The following is a 15,747-nucleotide window of genomic DNA, read 5'->3' as shown; positions in this document are numbered from 1 at the left end:
ATCCCGGGGGTCCGGGGGCAGCGCCCCCGGTCCAGCCCGTATCAGTTTACAATGCCGCCAGCGCGTCCACCAGCTTGCCCGCACCAAAGCGGAACGGATCGGTGGCTGGCAGACCCATGTCCGCCTCGATTTGCGCCAGATAGGCCTTGGCTTCGTCCTCAGCCATGTGCTGGGTGTTCACCGACACGCCCGCAACCTGACAGGCCGGGTTGGCAACCTGTGCCAATGGCAGCGCCATGTCGCGCAGCGCTTCAAGGCTCGGCTGCTGATACTCTGGCAGACCACGCATGTGATCCCGGGTGGGCTCATGCGCCAGGATCAGCGCATCAGGTTGCCCACCATGGATCAACGCCATGGTCACACCGGAATAAGACACGTGGAACAGGCTGCCCTGGCCTTCGATGTGATCCCAGTGGTCTTCGTCATTGTCCGGGGTCAGCCATTCAACAGAGCCCGCCATGAAGTCCGCGATCACCGCATCCAGCGGCACGCCGTCGCCGGTGACCAGAATGCCGGTTTGACCCGTGGCACGGAAGGTGGATTTCATCCCCCGCTTGCGCATCTCAGCGTCCATGCAGAGCGCGGTGTACATCTTGCCCACGGAACAATCGGTGCCCACCGCCAGACAGCGCTTGCCGGTGCGTTTCTTGCCATTGGCAATCGGGTATTCCACCTCAGGCACACGCACGTCATGCAATGTGCGGCCGGTTGCCTCTGCCACGGCCACCAGATCCGGCTCATCGCGCAGCAGGTTGTGCAGACCGGAAGCCAGATCGAAGCCTTCCTCCAGCGCCATCACCAGCACTTTTTTCCATTCCTGGGAAATCACGCCACCCCGGTTGGCCACACCGATCACCAGCGTTTTGGCGCCGGCTTCGCGCGCCTCAACGAGGCTCATATCGGTCAGGCCCATATCCGCCTTGCAGCCTTCCATACGGAACTGGCCTACGGCGTTTTCCGGCCGCCAGTCTTTGATGCCCTGAGCCACTTTGGCCGCCAGCTGGTCCGGCGCATCACCCAGAAACAAAAGATACGGTGTCTCGATCATAGCGCGTCCTTCCCTGTCATCGTCGCGTAAGTCTTCCTGACCTATATTCTGCGAGCAATGATGAAATTTCCTTGTGAAACCTGTCCGAAACGGCAAAAAGTTCGAAGATTCTTTCACCCTTTCCGGATTTGAGGATATTTTTTCCTTTCCCAAAGCGGAAAGCTGCAAACAAACCGCGCCAACCCCAGTCTGCGCCGCAACGCGGCGTCGCCTTGCCGCAGATGCAAAATATCCTTGCGCATCGACGCGCAACTTCATACCACAACAGGCGACAAAAACGTAATTTCCTTACCGAGAGGCCGATAGATATGAGTTTCCGCATCCAGCCTGCCGCCCCCGCCCGCCCCAACCGCTGCCAGCTGTTTGGCCCGGCCTCCAACACCAAGCTCTTTGCCAAGATGGCAGCTTCGGCAGCAGATGTGATCAACATCGACCTCGAAGACTCTGTGGCCCCCACAGACAAAGACATGGCGCGCGCCAACGCGATTGATGCGATCAACACCATCGACTGGGGCAACAAGACCATTTCCGTGCGCATCAATGGTTTGGACACGCCGTTTTGGTACCGCGACGTTGTGGACCTGCTGGAGCAAACCGGCGACCGTCTGGACCAGATCATGATCCCAAAAGTGGGTTGCGCAGGCGACATCTACGCGGTTGACGCGCTGGTCACAGCAATCGAAGCCGCAAAGGGGCGCAGCAAGCGCATTGATTTTGAAGTCATCATCGAATCGGCGGCGGGCATCGCCCATGTGGAAGAGATCGCCGCAGCCTCCCCACGCATGGTGGCCATGAGCCTCGGCGCTGCGGACTTTGCCGCCTCGATGGGCATGCAGACCACCGGCATCGGTGGCACGCAGGAAAACTACTACATGCTGCATGAAGGCCAGAAACACTGGTCTGATCCATGGCACTGGGCGCAAGCCGCCATCGTTGCGGCCTGCCGCACCCATGGCGTGCTGCCAGTGGACGGCCCGTTTGGCGACTTCTCTGATGATGAAGGCTATATCGCGCAGGCCAAACGCTCTGCAACATTGGGCATGGTTGGCAAATGGGCGATCCACCCCAAGCAGATCGCACTGGCAAATGAGGTGTTCACCCCTTCTGAGGAAGCAGTCACCGAGGCACGCGAAATTCTCGCAGCCATGGAGCAGGCCAAGGCCAATGGCGAAGGCGCGACCGTCTACAAAGGACGCCTTGTGGATATCGCCTCCATCAAGCAAGCCGAGGTTATCGTGGCACAGGCTGAGCTGATCGCGGCCAGCTAAGCGCAGACATGATTGCACCATTAGGCCTCGCCTGACGGCGGGGTCTTTTTTGTTTCTGCACTTAGGCGCGTTCGTCTTTGGGCGAGCCCATCACCACATAGCTGGTGATCGCATTCACCTGCGGCACAGTGCCAAGGACGTCGGTGTGAAACGCTTTATAAGCGGTCAAATCCGCTGCCTCCACGCGCAGCAGATATTCCACCTGACCGGTGATATTGTGACACTCCCGCACCTCCGGAGCCATGGCCATCGCCCGCTCAAAGGCTTCTTGGGCGTCTTTGGTGTGTTTGTTGAGGCCAACAGTCACGTAAGCCACAAAACCCGAGCCGAGGGCCGCGCGGTTGAGAACAGCGCGATAGCCGGAGATGATCCCGGCCTTTTCCAAAACCGCAACCCGGCGCAGGCAGGCAGAGGGCGACAAGCCGACCTTTTCCGCCAAAGCAAGGTTGCTCATGCGTCCATCACGCGACAGCTCACGCAATATATGTTCGTCAATATGATCCAGTTTCGCCATTAATTGTGAATTAATTAACGATAATCACACAAAAACGCAACCAAACACTGTGTGCTTTGCATCAGATTGGTGCCATGACTTACGATATCCTCACCGCCCTCATGATCTTTGCCTTTGTGTCCTCCATTACGCCGGGGCCGAACAACCTGATGCTCATGGCATCCGGTGCAAACTTCGGCTTTGCGCGCACCATCCCGCATATGCTGGGTGTCGGCATCGGATTTGTGGTGATGGTCGCGCTGGTGGGACTTGGTCTTATGCAGGTTTTTGACCGGTTTCCGATCGCACATACGGCACTTTCCGTGGCTTCGGTCGCCTATCTTTTGTGGCTCGCTTTCAAGATTGCGCGCGCCGGTGCTCCGCAGGATGGCAGCACAAGCGGCAGGCCCATGACCTTCATGCAGGCGGCGATCTTTCAGTGGGTGAACCCAAAGGCCTGGACCATGGCCCTGACGGCGATCACGCTTTATGCGCCAGATCGCACAGTGCTCACGATCCTGCTCGTGGCAGGCGCTTTTGGCGCAGTGAATTTACCCTGTGTGTCGAGCTGGACCGTGCTTGGTCAGCAGATGCGCCGCCTATTGACCTCTCCTGCCCGCCTCACAGCGTTCAACTGGACAATGGCGGCGCTGCTAGTTGCCTCGCTTTATCCGGTGGTGTTCTCCGGCTGAGGCCCGCGCATTATTTTGCAGCCAACGGCATGCAGATTTCCGTCAAAAGATCCTCAGGTGCTGTGTCGCGCGGGTTGTTGAGATAGATCTCGTAACAGGGCTGGTCTGCGGGCTCTTCGCCAGAGGCGGGCAGCCAATTGCCATAGAAAGAATGATAGGCCGCCGAGATGCCGGAATAAGGCCCCTTATAGGTCAGCACGGCGGTTCTACCGCCCGGGAGCGCAAAGTCTTCCATCCCTTCCGGGGTGCCCTCACCGACGAATTCGGCACCGGCGAGACCGCGCAGCTCCGCTTCCGGCACAACTTCGGGGCTGTCTTGATAGACCGCGATCACCGCGCGCACATTGGGCCAGAGGGCACGGCTTTCACACATGGCACCGAAGGCCTCAAAACTTTTGCCAATCTCATGATAGGCGCCTTTATGAGGCACTCCGACCAGGCGGCGGCTGGGTTCATTGCGAATATCTACGTCATGCATAGGGTAACATCCTGTTTTTAAATCTGGATTGAGCAATGCCACCTGCCCTGCGGCACGATACGCCGACGGGCTGATGCCATAAGCGTCAGAGAACGCACGTGAGAAACTGCCTTGTTTGCCATACCCGGTGCGCGCCGCAATCTGCGGCAGAGACATATCTCCCTGCGCCAGCCAGACCGCCGCGCGATGCAGGCGAATGCGGCGCACGGCCTGCGCGCAGGTTTCACCGGTGAGCGCATGAAAGACGCGATGCCAGTGAAAACGCGACATCGCCGCCACATCTGCCAGCGCGTCCAAAGACAGGTCTCCATCCGTATTGTCATGAATGTAGGCCAAAACACGCAGGATGCGGTCTTCGTAGCTGGCGGACATAATACGAGTCTCCCAATGGTTTGGAGTATGAAAACAAAACAGGATTCAGAGCGATCCCGACCCCGTCCTGATGACATGAAGCCAGATCACAAATCTTGCTAACTTGCGCTGCACCCTGCCTCAATATTGGCCACATGGCGCACACCGTTGCAATTACGCTCCGTCAGCGTCATATAGCGGAAACGTAAGGAATGCGCCGGGAGTGCCCAATGACCAACTATCTCGACTTCGAAAAGCCACTTGCAGAGATCGAGGGCAAAGCCGAAGAGCTGCGCGCGCTGGCGCGTCAGAACGAAGAGATGGACGTGGCTGACGAAGCCGCAGCGCTGGATCGCAAAGCCGCTGATCTGCTGGAAGAACTGTACAAAGACCTGACACCATGGCGGAAATGCCAAGTGGCACGTCACCCGGAGCGCCCGCATTGCCGCGACTACATCGACACGCTGTTCACCGACTACACCCCGCTTGCGGGCGACCGGAGCTTTGCGGACGATCTCGCCGTTATGGGTGGCCTTGCACGTTTTAACGGAAAGCCCGTGATGGTGATCGGCCAGGAAAAGGGCAACGACACCAAATCCCGCATCGCGCATAATTTCGGCATGGCGCGTCCAGAGGGCTACCGCAAAGCCGTGCGCCTGATGGAAATGGCGGCAAAATTCGGCCTGCCGGTTGTCACCTTGGTAGACACAGCCGGTGCCTATCCTGGCAAAGGCGCAGAAGAGCGCGGCCAGTCTGAGGCCATCGCGCGTTCCACTGAAATGTGCCTGCAAATTGGCGTACCTCTGGTCTCCGTGATCATTGGCGAAGGCGGCTCCGGTGGTGCTGTGGCATTTGCCACTGCGAACCGCGTCGCCATGCTGGAGCATTCGGTGTATTCGGTGATCAGCCCTGAAGGCTGCGCGTCTATCCTCTGGAAAGACAGCACCAAGATGCGTGAAGCGGCAGAAGCTCTGCGCGTGACCGCGCAAGACTTGCACCAGCTTGGCGTGGCAGACCGGATTATCGCGGAGCCGAAAGGCGGCGCTCATCGTGACCGCGCCGCGACCATGGAGAACGTCCGCAAAGCCATCGAAGACATGCTTGGCGAACTGGCGGAAATGCCTGCGGATGAATTGGTCTCCAACCGCCGCAAGAAGTTCCTGAACATCGGGGCCAAAGGACTGGCAGCCTAATCTGCGCTCTCCCCCTTTAAAAACCGATTGAGAAGACGGCTTGCGCCTGAGACCGCAAGCCGCAGCTTCCGAGCTGCTTGTAGAGACGAACATGGCTTTGCTGAGACGCGCCAACGCGGTACTCTGGCGTCATGTTGAACTTGCTCAAACACCCCACGTTTTCACGCCTGTTTGCCGCGCAACTCGTCGCGCTGGCTGGTAGCGGGCTTCTCACAATCGCGCTTGGCTTGCTTGCCTATGACCTGGCAGGGGCCAATGCCGGGGCTGTGTTGGGCATCGCTTACACCATCAAAATGGTGGCCTATGTTGGCCTATCCCCTGTGATGGGCGCACTTGTGGCCAAGATTCCGCGACGGGCAGTCCTGGTTGGGGCAGACGCCATCCGCATTGCTGTTGCGCTGAGCCTGCCATTTGTGGACAGCGTGGCGCAGGTTTATGGGCTAATTTTCCTGCTGCAGGTGGCTTCGGGTATTTTCACTCCGACATTTCAGGCCACGATCCCTGAGATCCTTCCTGATGAAGACGAATATACACAAGCGCTATCGCTCTCTCGCCTCGCGTCTGATCTGGAAAATATCTTATCCCCCGCCTTCGCCGGTCTCTTGCTGCTCTTTATGAGCTTCCATGGTTTGTTTGCGGGCACAGCCGCAGGGTTCTTCCTCTCTGCATTGCTGATTCTCAGCACCAAACTGCCGCCCCGCAAAGCCAGCGCCGACCGCCCGTTTGTGTCGCGCCTGACGCGTGGCAGCTGGATCTATCTGGCGACGCCCCGCCTGCGCGGACTTCTCGCATTCAACATGGCCGCAGCCGCCACAACAGCCTATGTTCTGGTGAACACTGTCGTCGTGGTGCGCAACACGTATGGCATGGCTGAAAATGGGCTGGCGATTGCCATGGGCGCCTTCGGCGCGGGCAGTATGATCACAGCCCTGATGCTGCCTCGTTTGCTTCATCACATCTCTGATCGCGCGTTGATGAGCGCAGCAGCCGCAGTGCTCGCAGCCATCCAACTGTGCCATGCGGCCTGGGTCTGGGCCAATGGCCCGCTGTCATGGATCGGGTTTCTGGCCATCTGGCTCTGCGCGGGCCTGCTTTATTCCGCCGTGATGACACCTTCCGGACGGCTCCTAAAACGCTCAGCGCACTCAGAAGACCGGACTGCGGTTTTCACCGCGCATTTTGCCCTCAGCCATGCCTGCTGGCTGATCGCCTACCCTTTGGCAGGCTGGACAGCCACAGCTGGCTCTCAGGCGCTTTCATTGGGAGCGCTCAGCCTGATCGGCCTTGCGAGCGTTTGGATCGGTCTGCGCCTCTGGCGGCCATCTCCTGCCGACATGCCGCATGAACATCCGGATTTGCCGCCGGATCACCCCCACCTCAAAGAGCATGGTCCACGCAAACATGCGCATGCGATTGTCATTGACGACTATCACCACGCTTGGCCGTCGCGGGGCTGATTACCGCGCGAGCAGCCGCAATCCCTGCGTCACATCTGAGCGCACAGCGAGCCGAAGGCCCGGCTCGTCTCCGGCCTTGAGCGCCGCAATAATCAGGCGATGGTAGTGGGGAGGTTCCGTGCGCCGCAGGCGCCCATAAAGCGCGCGCATGGTTGGTCCAAGCTGCAACCAGACGGTCTCCGCCATCGCCAGCATGGCCGGTGCTTGAGCGCGCAAATAAAGCGTGCGGTGAAAATCCAGATTGGCGCGGATGTAGCCGACCGCGTCCCCCTTGCTCACAGCCTCAGCCACAGTGCCGTTGATCGTCACCAGCCGGTCGATCAGCGCCATATGAGCCCGTGGCAGCGCGCGGCTGGCCAGCTCCACCTCGATCAGCGCACGCAACGCGGCCAACTCTTCCAGACGCTCACTCGAAAGTTCGGGGGTGGCCACGCGGCCTGAACTGGAAAGCGTCAAAGCGCCTTCCGCTACCAGACGCCGCACAGCTTCACGCGCTGGCGTCATGGAGACCTCATAGTCTTTCCCAATGCCGCGCAGGGTCAGCGCTTCGGCCGGTGCCAACTCGCCATACATGATCTTGGTGCGCAAGGCGCGGTAAACGCGGTCATGCGCCGAGGTGGATTGGTCTTGGGAGGGACGAGGCTGTGGGATCATTCTGCCGTTGTGATCACAAAGCGCCGAGACGTCAATGGCCTCGCTGCAAGTGACAGCTAAACCCCGTCAAAGCGATAACGATGCAAGACCTGCCCATCAGTGCGCAGCCATCGGCGCGGTGCCTCGTATGGGCCATAGAGTTGCGTCACCACATTCCAAAACGCTTGGGAGTGATTCATTTCTTTCAGATGGGCCACTTCATGCGCGGCGACATAGTCCAGCACATCCGGGGCTGCCATCACCAACCGCCAGGAAAACATCAGCGCCCCCGCCGAAGAACAGGAGCCCCAGCGTGAGCGCGTGTCCCGCAGCGTCATCCGGCTGTAGGGCAATCTCAAATGCGCCGCATAGTGATCGACAGCCTCCGACAGACGGTGCCGTGCAAGCTCTTTCAGAAAGCCCTGCACTTTGCGCCCAACCAGATCAGGGCGCCCCGGCACGGCAATTTCATCCTGTCCCAAAACAACCGACCGCCCCTGCCCGGCCACAACCAGCCGATCCCGACCAGCCACCGGCAGCACGGCACCTGGCGCGACCAAAACCTGCTCTGGCTGTTGCGACAGCTGTCTGCGCAGCCAGTCTTGCTTTTCCTCAGCAAAGCCGAGCGCCTCACGTGTGCTCACCCCGCGTGGCACAGTGAGTGTCACTTTGCCATCCAGCCGCGACACACGCAGGCTGATGCGCCGCGCACGGGAAGACTGACGCAAAGCCACCGTCACAGGTGGTGTTCCGGGGATGATATGTTGCGTCATTTACGCTCCTTGGCCGCGATTGCAGTGATACCCTTTGACACGCGGCCCTTGATATGGCACGTGGCGCAAACCGTCGAGAGCGACTCAACCGATTGAAGGGGATTACCCATGCCCAAAGAAGAATGGGGCGTCAAACGCGTGTGCCCGACCACCGGCAAGCGTTTTTATGACCTGAACAAAGATCCTGTTGTCAGCCCATACACTGGCGACATCGTAGAAGTAGATGCGGGCAAGAGCCGCATGATTGCAGCAGACGCCGAGGATGCCGCAACACTGAAAGCCAAAGCCGCCAATCTGGATGATGCAGATGACGTGCTTGATGATGATGACGCCGTTGATCTAGACCTCGAAGATGATGTTCTGGATGACGACGAGGACGACAACGTTTCGCTCGATGAGATCGCGGACGTTGCCTCTGAAGACGACGACAACTGATCGTCAGCCGAACGGCAAAAAAACTTCTCCGGGGCGGAATTTTTCGCTTGAACCTGCCCCGGGATACGCCTAATTAGGCGCGCACAGGCTGAGAGGCCTGACAGATTTGGGGCCTTAGCTCAGCTGGGAGAGCGCTACAATGGCATTGTAGAGGTCAGGAGTTCGATCCTCCTAGGCTCCACCAAACCTACATGAAAACAAACATATTTTTCACGGGACAGCTGTTCTGCCCCTAACCTGCCCCTTATTTTTCTTGCCACGGAGTACGGTCGAAGCCAAGCACAGCCGCGTCAACCTCCCCCCCCGGCCTCACCCGACGACGTTCCGAATTGCTCTACATGCTCCGTCTATAAAGCCGAGAAATTCTGGACTTTTTGACTGCGCAGTCAAACAACTCAGGAAATACTGCAAGACCGGGTGAAAGGGATTGTCTGTATGGCCCATGTGCGGCAAGACTCTTGCGCCCTATGCGAATGCCACTGCCTCCCCGTTGTGGGCGAAACGGTTCCGCTCATTCAAAAGTGCGATTTTGTTGAGACATAAGCGCGAGGTCTTCCGCCTGTGGAGCGAGCGCCTCAACCTCAGAAACACTCCAAACCGACCTCTTATGATCTGAAAATCTGGCCACGGAACAAATGGACAAGCGCCTCCAGGCAAGACCTGTCGATATACGCTTGCCCACGTGCAAGAGTGAGAGCTTTCCTGAACAATATTTTTCATTCGCCAACAATACTGCACAGTGCTAGGCGTTCCCGAGAGCTTTTAGAGGCAACAACGACCTCTTCACGGGATTGGAAGCCTGTAGCAAATCCGACACCATAGCGTGGCATTGCTTAACACAGGATCTCCCACTGCTCTGGTTCCAGCTCGGAGTGCCTTCAGTGTACTGTTCGTTTAAAAATAGGAACGCCTAGGCAACTAAGCGAACAACCAAACTTACAGCGTCGCCGTCTTCAATTTGTTTCTCCGAGACTTTGCCACTGATGCGGGCAGATGACACTTCCAAGGCTAGTTTCTCGACGAGATGGTCACTTTCAAACGTTATACGATTTGACTGAAGAAGCATCCGGGCAAACTGATACTTCACCAAAAACGAGCGCACCGTACGTGGCGTTATGATTTCGTCTGATTCTTCGCATTGACTAGACAAGGCTGAGCGAATTGCATTGTGCTCATCAATTGACAATACAAATTCGACTGCTGGCTCGGCGGGCGAGGAGGGCAAGGAAGGCGCAGCGGTAGGCCTTTCGACCTTTTCTGGAGCATCCAAAGATTGAGATGGCTTTTTTAAAGGTGCTTCCTTGGTTTCTAGACCAAATTCTTTGGAGAATGTTGTAACCAGCTCTTCAATCCCTTTAGCGGAAAGTACGGGCAGGGAAACATGACAGAGAAACACTTTTTCCATATGCTCTCGAACCGCTGCGCGCCACCGCCCTGGATTGCCATCTTCTTTGCTTGAAAGCCCCTCGAAACGGCGCCGAATGGCCGCCTCCAGTACTGTGTCATCGGCTAAAACAAAGGCTTGAACAAGTTTGCCGACGTCTTCATCGTCAATCATCAATTTGATGCCATCGATTAAATCAACGATTTCGTCAGGCGGACAACGATCAAGATCGTCTACGATCAGTAGAATGCGGTCAGCGCGACCAATATTCGAAATCACCGCACCGAAGAAAGTAATGGCTATCAAGCACCATATACCCCAAGCAACCTTGGAGGCATTAAGAACTTGGGCAGCATCCGTATCAAGCTTCTCGGACGCAGCTGTCTTTAAGACATCAATTAACCAACCACTTTCCCCCCCGAAAAAGGTAGAGAACCAAACTACTGCCACCAAAAAAAGTAAAAATCCAAATACCACCTTATCTCTAAAAGCGAACTGATGGACATTAGTCCAAGAGGTAACTAAAGCCTTCAAGTCCTCTCCTATTAGCGCTTGCATACCTAAGTGTTCACGATGGGTCGTCACCATACCGTATTTGTCGTAAAGGCGCCGGAGAGAGGTGTACCACCTGCGAGCAAGGAAAACTAAACCAAGGAGCCCTGAGATTCCGAAAACTGCCAAGCCATAGGGCAAGACTTGAGAGATCCACATGGAAGGCACAGCTAAGAAAGCTAGCGTGACTAAGGTAAAGAGTGATTGATAAAGACCGTGTTTTTGAAGGCCGAAACGGACTGACCTAAGAACTCGGTTCAGCGGATTGCATTTAAGGAAGGCGATCAAAAAGCTTTCGTACAACCAAACCCAAAGCTCTGGTTTTTGCCGATACCGCCATGCATTGAATTTGACGATCTCGTAGTCTCTGTTCTCTGCCTCGTCCTTTGCTCCCTCACCAAAAACCTTCTGGATTTCTTTCTGATACTTCTCACTATCCTGCAGGTAACCAGCCACTAGATCCGCTATCGAAGTCTTTCCACTGCCCCACCGCCCAAGAAGGGCAAGAGAAAATTCACCCTGAGCAATTCGGAAAAGGCGCGCCAATGCCAAACTGAAACGGTCACTGTTTAGAACAAGCTTTCCCGTTTCCCGGCGAAGGTGAAGTCCAAATCCGCTCCTGGTCTCTTCTTCTTGTTTTTTTCTGTGCTCATCTGCAGCATTTATTTGGTCAGAATGGTTTGGAGATGGAGCCCAATTCACGGTTCCATCACGTTGAACTTGGTCAACAACTTCCTGGATTACTGCATCGGTAACGAAACTGCCGAAACTATCCCGAATTACCTCTTCAGCATTATAGGGACCGCCGTAGATGTAGACGAAATCGCCCTCTTCACTGTCGAACGGAGTTTCGTTTTGGGGATCTTCATAAAAGTGATGAAACCACTGAACCAAAGAATCCACAAGGTCTTGCTCGGACATGGAGGCAGCAAAGTTGCGGTTTGTCCGAAACCGTTCCAGCAGATCTTCTGGACTCACATTCTGTTCTGGCAGATGTTTTTCACCGTCACTGAAAAAATCGGGGCCAGGTATTGGCGTCCAATCAATCAACTCATCCTCAATACGGGATGCTACTTCCTCGATGACGTCGGAGGGATATTTGCCCCCAAACTCCTCTTCTAGAGCTTCGATTGGCGTTGTCGGTCCGCCATAGATCCATTGATAACCACCTTCTCGAGTGTCATAGGGGAGGGAATTAGCTGGATCCTCATAATTCTCACGAAACCACTGCTCCATTATATTCGATGCGTGACGAACGAATGCCTCATAATTTTTGTCGGTTTCATAATCTAAGCTGACGCTGAAATCTTGAACGATCTCGTGACCATTTAAATCTCTAACAATCTCGCCCAAAAAACCCTCAGGATACTCTGTCACCTCCCATCGAAGTGTTCCCAACTCGTCATGTTCTATGTGAGCACTCCACAGCTTCTCAGGGCCCATGTCGCGCTCGTGGCTCGAAACAACTTCCCAATCCAGTTCATCGGAAAAAATATCATATACTTTGTTTGAGGTCGAACTTTGAACCTGAGCGGTACCCACCGTCGTCATAGTCATCAATTCACGCCCAGCTTTGTTTCAGTATTGACTTCACTCGTCGCAACTAGGAATTGAAAAGTCGAGAGGAATTTGACCCTGACTTTTAATAAACTTACCTTCCGAACAGCTGCGAATGAGCTTGTCCCCACCTAATTTTGGCGGCATAAGACCGCCTCACCCCGGAAATTGAGCACTGGCGTTTACGTTTCGGCAACCAGCCGACCCGATGAATATCTGCTTTCGGGAACCAACCTTTTCAAGTTTTGCATATACAGCGTTTTTTGCTCCTAGCGGCCTAGATGGGTCCGCTTTAGGCAGAGAGCCGTCATTCCCTATGAATGCCCATACGGCGCCCTCGCCCTACATCTCGGATATCGTAGTGTTTTTGCTTTTGTCGGCCTTGCGATAAAGCAGCCGTCGACGCGGAGAACCGTCTTTGAATCCTCCCCTAAGAAAAAGCACAGGGTCAGTTACTCACAACCCGCTAATTGACAGGATTACTACGTGTAATAATATAACACCCATGAGCGGCGGCGGGGCAATATAGAGGACGTGAAGATAAAAACTCCGATCCAGAGCGCAGAATTTCGAGAAGCTGCCAAGGTGTTTGAGCGCGGCGGGCCTCTAGCCCCAACGTGTGGTGCCCGCACCCGAAACGGTGGCACATGCACTAACCCGCCAATCAAGGAGGGCAAGGGCCGGTGCCTAAGCCACTGCGGCCCCAAGGCTGCCAATGCCTTCCGGGAGCGCCAGAAGCGCCGCTTTGAGGCCGGGCAAATCACAGCAGAGGAATGGAACCGTGCAGAGGCACGTCGTGCTGCCAACCGGCTTGGCGATGCCTGGAAAAAAGACCCGTGGGTGCCGGGGCGTACAATCGACCTTAAAGAGCACGAGGAGGCGTTCGTGGGTGCGTTGGGCGGCATTGACGTAGCCGAGCTCGCTCCTGCCGTCGCAGATTGGCTGCGCTGGAAGTACCAGCGCTTGCAAATCGACACGCGCAACGACGTAAGCTGGATGGACGTGAGGTTGAGCAAGCTGCCAGCACGCATAGAGAGCGCCGGACAGCGCACAGAAGCCACCTCCGTTAAAGCGACAGAGGACCAAGGCATGCAGGGCCTGTGGCGACCCTCAAGGGGCTCTTTTGACGCTCTGTCCCGCCGCAGTCTGCCTGACCAGCCACGCGCACCAAAGCCTGTGCGTCAGGGCGCTGTCGTCCGCGCAGGGCGTCCGCGTATCCGCCCTGTTTGCGCGGACGAGCAACAAGATCTCTTGGACCTCTATCGTGACCATGCTGCCGCATTGCGTCCGATTATGAAAATGACCACCGGCGAGGCGAAGCAGTGGGCCGTCTTACGAGTGCTTCGCGCTTACTTGGACGAACCGCAGAACACTTCTGCGCATCAAAGGTGGCTCGCATTAGTGCAAGCCACGCTTGTGCCTCCAATGCGAGCCACCGGTACCGGCTAAAGTCTTTGGGCTGCCGCACTTCGCACCTCAATTTGATCTTCTCCCCCACCACTTCCGCTCTATAGTAAAACAGGTGGTGGTGGGGGTGTCCCTGTTGGGGACACACCCCCCTATTCCACCGCTATTTTACTTTACCCGGCACGGTTGCGGACCCCACCTGCGCCCCACCTCGGATCCGCTGCGAGAAGTGCACTTCCTTGGCGTTGATCGGGTCCAGCGAACTTAACTAGAGGCAGTTTCGCCGCCGTCAGGCAGAAGCACTGCAGGCTGCCCGGTACGGATAACAGGGGTGGCACGCCCCTTCTTTAGGTCAGATACAGGTTCCTGGAGAAGTCCGCCGCTATTGAGCCACCGCTTCACGAGGTCTTTGACCTGCCCCCGTTCGCGGTTTTGCTCAGCGCTACGTTCTTCGCGCTTTGTGCCACGCGGCCCCACATCAAGGCTCAGGACGCCCGCCACGATATACCCCACCCATTCTGGAGATTGTTCGCTGGCGCGAGGAGGGTTTGGGGCTTTGTCAATCGCGGCCTGAACCAGTTGCAATTCGCTTGCAGTCACCGTCTCGACCATGGGGGTCGGTGGCGACCAGTCTACGGGTACGCCCACGCTATCCCCGTCCGGGTATTGCGGCGTGCCGTTACCCAAGCCCATCGGTTCGATTTTGCGCCACACAGCTTTCGCCGCTGGCGCGAGGTTTGCCTTCCCGTTGTCTACTCGAATGTATTTGAATGCCTCTTCCGCTGGGATTGCGAAGTTTGCTGCCTCCGCCGAGGTCATACGCGCGAGTTGACGAACATTCCGCGCCCCATCGACCCACGCTGACGCTCCACGAGCTGCACTTGCACCGCTTCCTTTCATGTCGTTGGCCGCCTGCTTGCCGGTGTGGTGCACAGCTTGAATAGCTAGTGCAGTGCGATCCATGACACGACGAAGTGCGCCCAAAAGCACGTTGACCGCCGTGTTGTCGTTCTCAGGCAGCGCGTGGACCGCACCCAAGGGATCTAAAACAAGGACATCGATGCGGTTACGCTTGATGAACTCAGTGAGCTTGTCTTCAATCCCCGGCACCACACGCGGTTCGCCACGTTCAGATTTTGCTAAACACAGATCAACTTCGCGCCCTGACGTCAGAAACAGGCGACCGCCAAGATCAGCGTTCGAGAGGCCGTATTGCTTCATGATGGCCGCCAAGCGCCGGTCCAATTCATCCTGGGGGTCTTCTGCGTTGTGGACCCAAACGCGGAGCGGACGCTGCGGCGCTTCACCGGGGAGCAATGTCCGTCCGCAAGCCATAGCGACCGCCTCAACCATAGTCAGCGCAGACTTACCTGTTCCACCAGGTGCAGCAATGATGCTGAGCGATCCCGCAATCAGGCTACGCCCGTAGAGCCACTGGCGTGGGGGAATGCTTGTCACTGAAAGAACGTTTGCTGGGGTAAGCACCAATCGCTCAAGCGCACACGAGGACTGACCTCCACCGCCACGGGCTGCCAATTCGTCGATTACGCCATCGGGAATGCGCGCGCCAGAAAACACATGCTTTGCCTCAGCAAGGCGCACCTCTTTAGCAAGATTAGGGGCGAACTGGTGGCAAGTACGAAGTAGCGACGCCCAGCCATTTTTCGGGGCACCAAGGGTGTCAAAAATACGCGCGTCTTCAAGCGGATTAGAACCCCACCACTTGGCGCTCCACGCAAGAAAGAGGTCTCGCCCCTCTGCCTCAAATCCGGTTCCAGTTACTGCGCCTTTTACCGCGTTTGCAACGCCAACTTGCCCGCTCCGGTCCATTCCTGCCGGGTTCGGCATGTGCTCCATCAGCTGCGAGATTAGGGCAAGGTCAGGCACTCGATTGGGCGGCGCGGCCACACTGGGGCAGCCAACCTGTGCGATGTGCGTGGAACGCGACGGTTTGTGCCCCGGCAGGCTCAAAGAAGCTGCGATGTCCCGCATGTGGGTACAGAAGTTGCCTACGGTGTATGTGTGT

13 protein-coding genes and 1 tRNA gene are annotated in these 15,747 nt (G+C 56.7%); 7 read left to right on the top strand and 7 right to left on the bottom strand.

The window, feature by feature from the left end:
* Positions 1–46: 46 nt before the first annotated feature.
* On the bottom strand, positions 47–1,048 hold the full coding sequence (dgcN, locus tag J7399_RS09470) for an N-acetyltransferase DgcN (protein WP_209085588.1): 1,002 nt from the start codon (positions 1,046–1,048) through the stop codon (positions 47–49).
* Positions 1,049–1,356: 308 nt separating this feature from the next.
* On the opposite strand from dgcN, the gene J7399_RS09465 reads away from it, so the two are divergent.
* A complete protein-coding gene (locus J7399_RS09465; protein WP_209085586.1) occupies positions 1,357–2,316 on the top strand; it encodes an L-malyl-CoA/beta-methylmalyl-CoA lyase in 960 nt (319 codons plus the stop codon).
* Between the two features lie 61 nt (positions 2,317–2,377).
* On the opposite strand, the gene J7399_RS09460 is transcribed toward J7399_RS09465, so the two are convergent.
* The gene (locus tag J7399_RS09460) at positions 2,378–2,830 is read right to left on the bottom strand and encodes an Lrp/AsnC family transcriptional regulator (RefSeq protein ID WP_209058999.1); all 453 of its coding nucleotides are present in this window, start codon (positions 2,828–2,830) and stop codon (positions 2,378–2,380) included.
* A gap of 74 nt (positions 2,831–2,904) precedes the next feature.
* Here J7399_RS09460 and J7399_RS09455 point away from each other — a divergent pair, with 74 nt between their 5' ends.
* Positions 2,905–3,501 (top strand): LysE family translocator, encoded by a 597-nt coding sequence (locus tag J7399_RS09455; RefSeq protein WP_209085584.1) that lies wholly within the window; start codon positions 2,905–2,907, stop codon positions 3,499–3,501.
* 10 nt (positions 3,502–3,511) lie between these two features.
* On the opposite strand, the gene J7399_RS09450 is transcribed toward J7399_RS09455, so the two are convergent.
* The gene (locus tag J7399_RS09450) at positions 3,512–4,351 is read right to left on the bottom strand and encodes an AraC family transcriptional regulator (protein WP_209085582.1); all 840 of its coding nucleotides are present in this window, start codon (positions 4,349–4,351) and stop codon (positions 3,512–3,514) included.
* Positions 4,352–4,560: 209 nt separating this feature from the next.
* On the opposite strand from J7399_RS09450, the gene J7399_RS09445 reads away from it, so the two are divergent.
* Both J7399_RS09445 and J7399_RS09440 read left to right on the top strand, forming a co-directional pair.
* A complete protein-coding gene (locus tag J7399_RS09445) occupies positions 4,561–5,523 on the top strand; it encodes an acetyl-CoA carboxylase carboxyltransferase subunit alpha (RefSeq protein ID WP_209085580.1) in 963 nt (320 codons plus the stop codon).
* Between the two features lie 131 nt (positions 5,524–5,654).
* Positions 5,655–6,980 (top strand): MFS transporter, encoded by a 1,326-nt coding sequence (locus J7399_RS09440; RefSeq protein ID WP_209085578.1) that lies wholly within the window; start codon positions 5,655–5,657, stop codon positions 6,978–6,980.
* Here J7399_RS09440 and J7399_RS09435 read toward each other — a convergent pair whose 3' ends face one another.
* Both J7399_RS09435 and J7399_RS09430 read right to left on the bottom strand, forming a co-directional pair.
* The gene (locus tag J7399_RS09435) at positions 6,981–7,634 is read right to left on the bottom strand and encodes a GntR family transcriptional regulator (RefSeq protein ID WP_209076904.1); all 654 of its coding nucleotides are present in this window, start codon (positions 7,632–7,634) and stop codon (positions 6,981–6,983) included. It lies immediately after the preceding gene.
* A gap of 56 nt (positions 7,635–7,690) precedes the next feature.
* Positions 7,691–8,386, bottom strand: a complete 696-nt coding sequence (locus tag J7399_RS09430) for a SprT family zinc-dependent metalloprotease (RefSeq protein ID WP_209085575.1) — start codon at positions 8,384–8,386, stop codon at positions 7,691–7,693.
* 108 nt (positions 8,387–8,494) lie between these two features.
* Between J7399_RS09430 and J7399_RS09425 the strand changes: the two genes are divergently transcribed.
* The gene (locus J7399_RS09425; RefSeq protein ID WP_209076898.1) at positions 8,495–8,821 is read left to right on the top strand and encodes a TIGR02300 family protein; all 327 of its coding nucleotides are present in this window, start codon (positions 8,495–8,497) and stop codon (positions 8,819–8,821) included.
* A 108-nt stretch (positions 8,822–8,929) separates the two neighbouring features.
* A tRNA-Ala gene (locus J7399_RS09420) sits at positions 8,930–9,005 on the top strand.
* A 726-nt stretch (positions 9,006–9,731) separates the two neighbouring features.
* Here the strand turns inward: J7399_RS09420 and J7399_RS09415 are convergent.
* Complete coding sequence (locus J7399_RS09415) at positions 9,732–12,314, bottom strand: P-loop NTPase fold protein (protein WP_209085572.1); 2,583 nt, start codon at positions 12,312–12,314, stop codon at positions 9,732–9,734.
* A 534-nt stretch (positions 12,315–12,848) separates the two neighbouring features.
* Between J7399_RS09415 and J7399_RS09410 the strand changes: the two genes are divergently transcribed.
* Positions 12,849–13,763, top strand: a complete 915-nt coding sequence (locus J7399_RS09410; RefSeq protein ID WP_209085571.1) for a hypothetical protein — start codon at positions 12,849–12,851, stop codon at positions 13,761–13,763.
* 222 nt (positions 13,764–13,985) lie between these two features.
* Here J7399_RS09410 and J7399_RS09405 read toward each other — a convergent pair whose 3' ends face one another.
* Positions 13,986–15,569, bottom strand: coding sequence for an AAA family ATPase (locus J7399_RS09405; RefSeq protein WP_209085570.1), 1,584 nt, complete (start codon positions 15,567–15,569; stop codon positions 13,986–13,988).
* Between the last annotated feature and the right edge of the window lie 178 nt (positions 15,570–15,747).

Origin of the sequence: Shimia sp. R9_1, from assembly GCF_017743775.1 — a bacterium.
In the GTDB taxonomy this organism is placed as follows: Bacteria; Pseudomonadota; Alphaproteobacteria; order Rhodobacterales; family Rhodobacteraceae; genus Shimia.
This window is presented reverse-complemented; position numbering and strand designations above follow the sequence as displayed.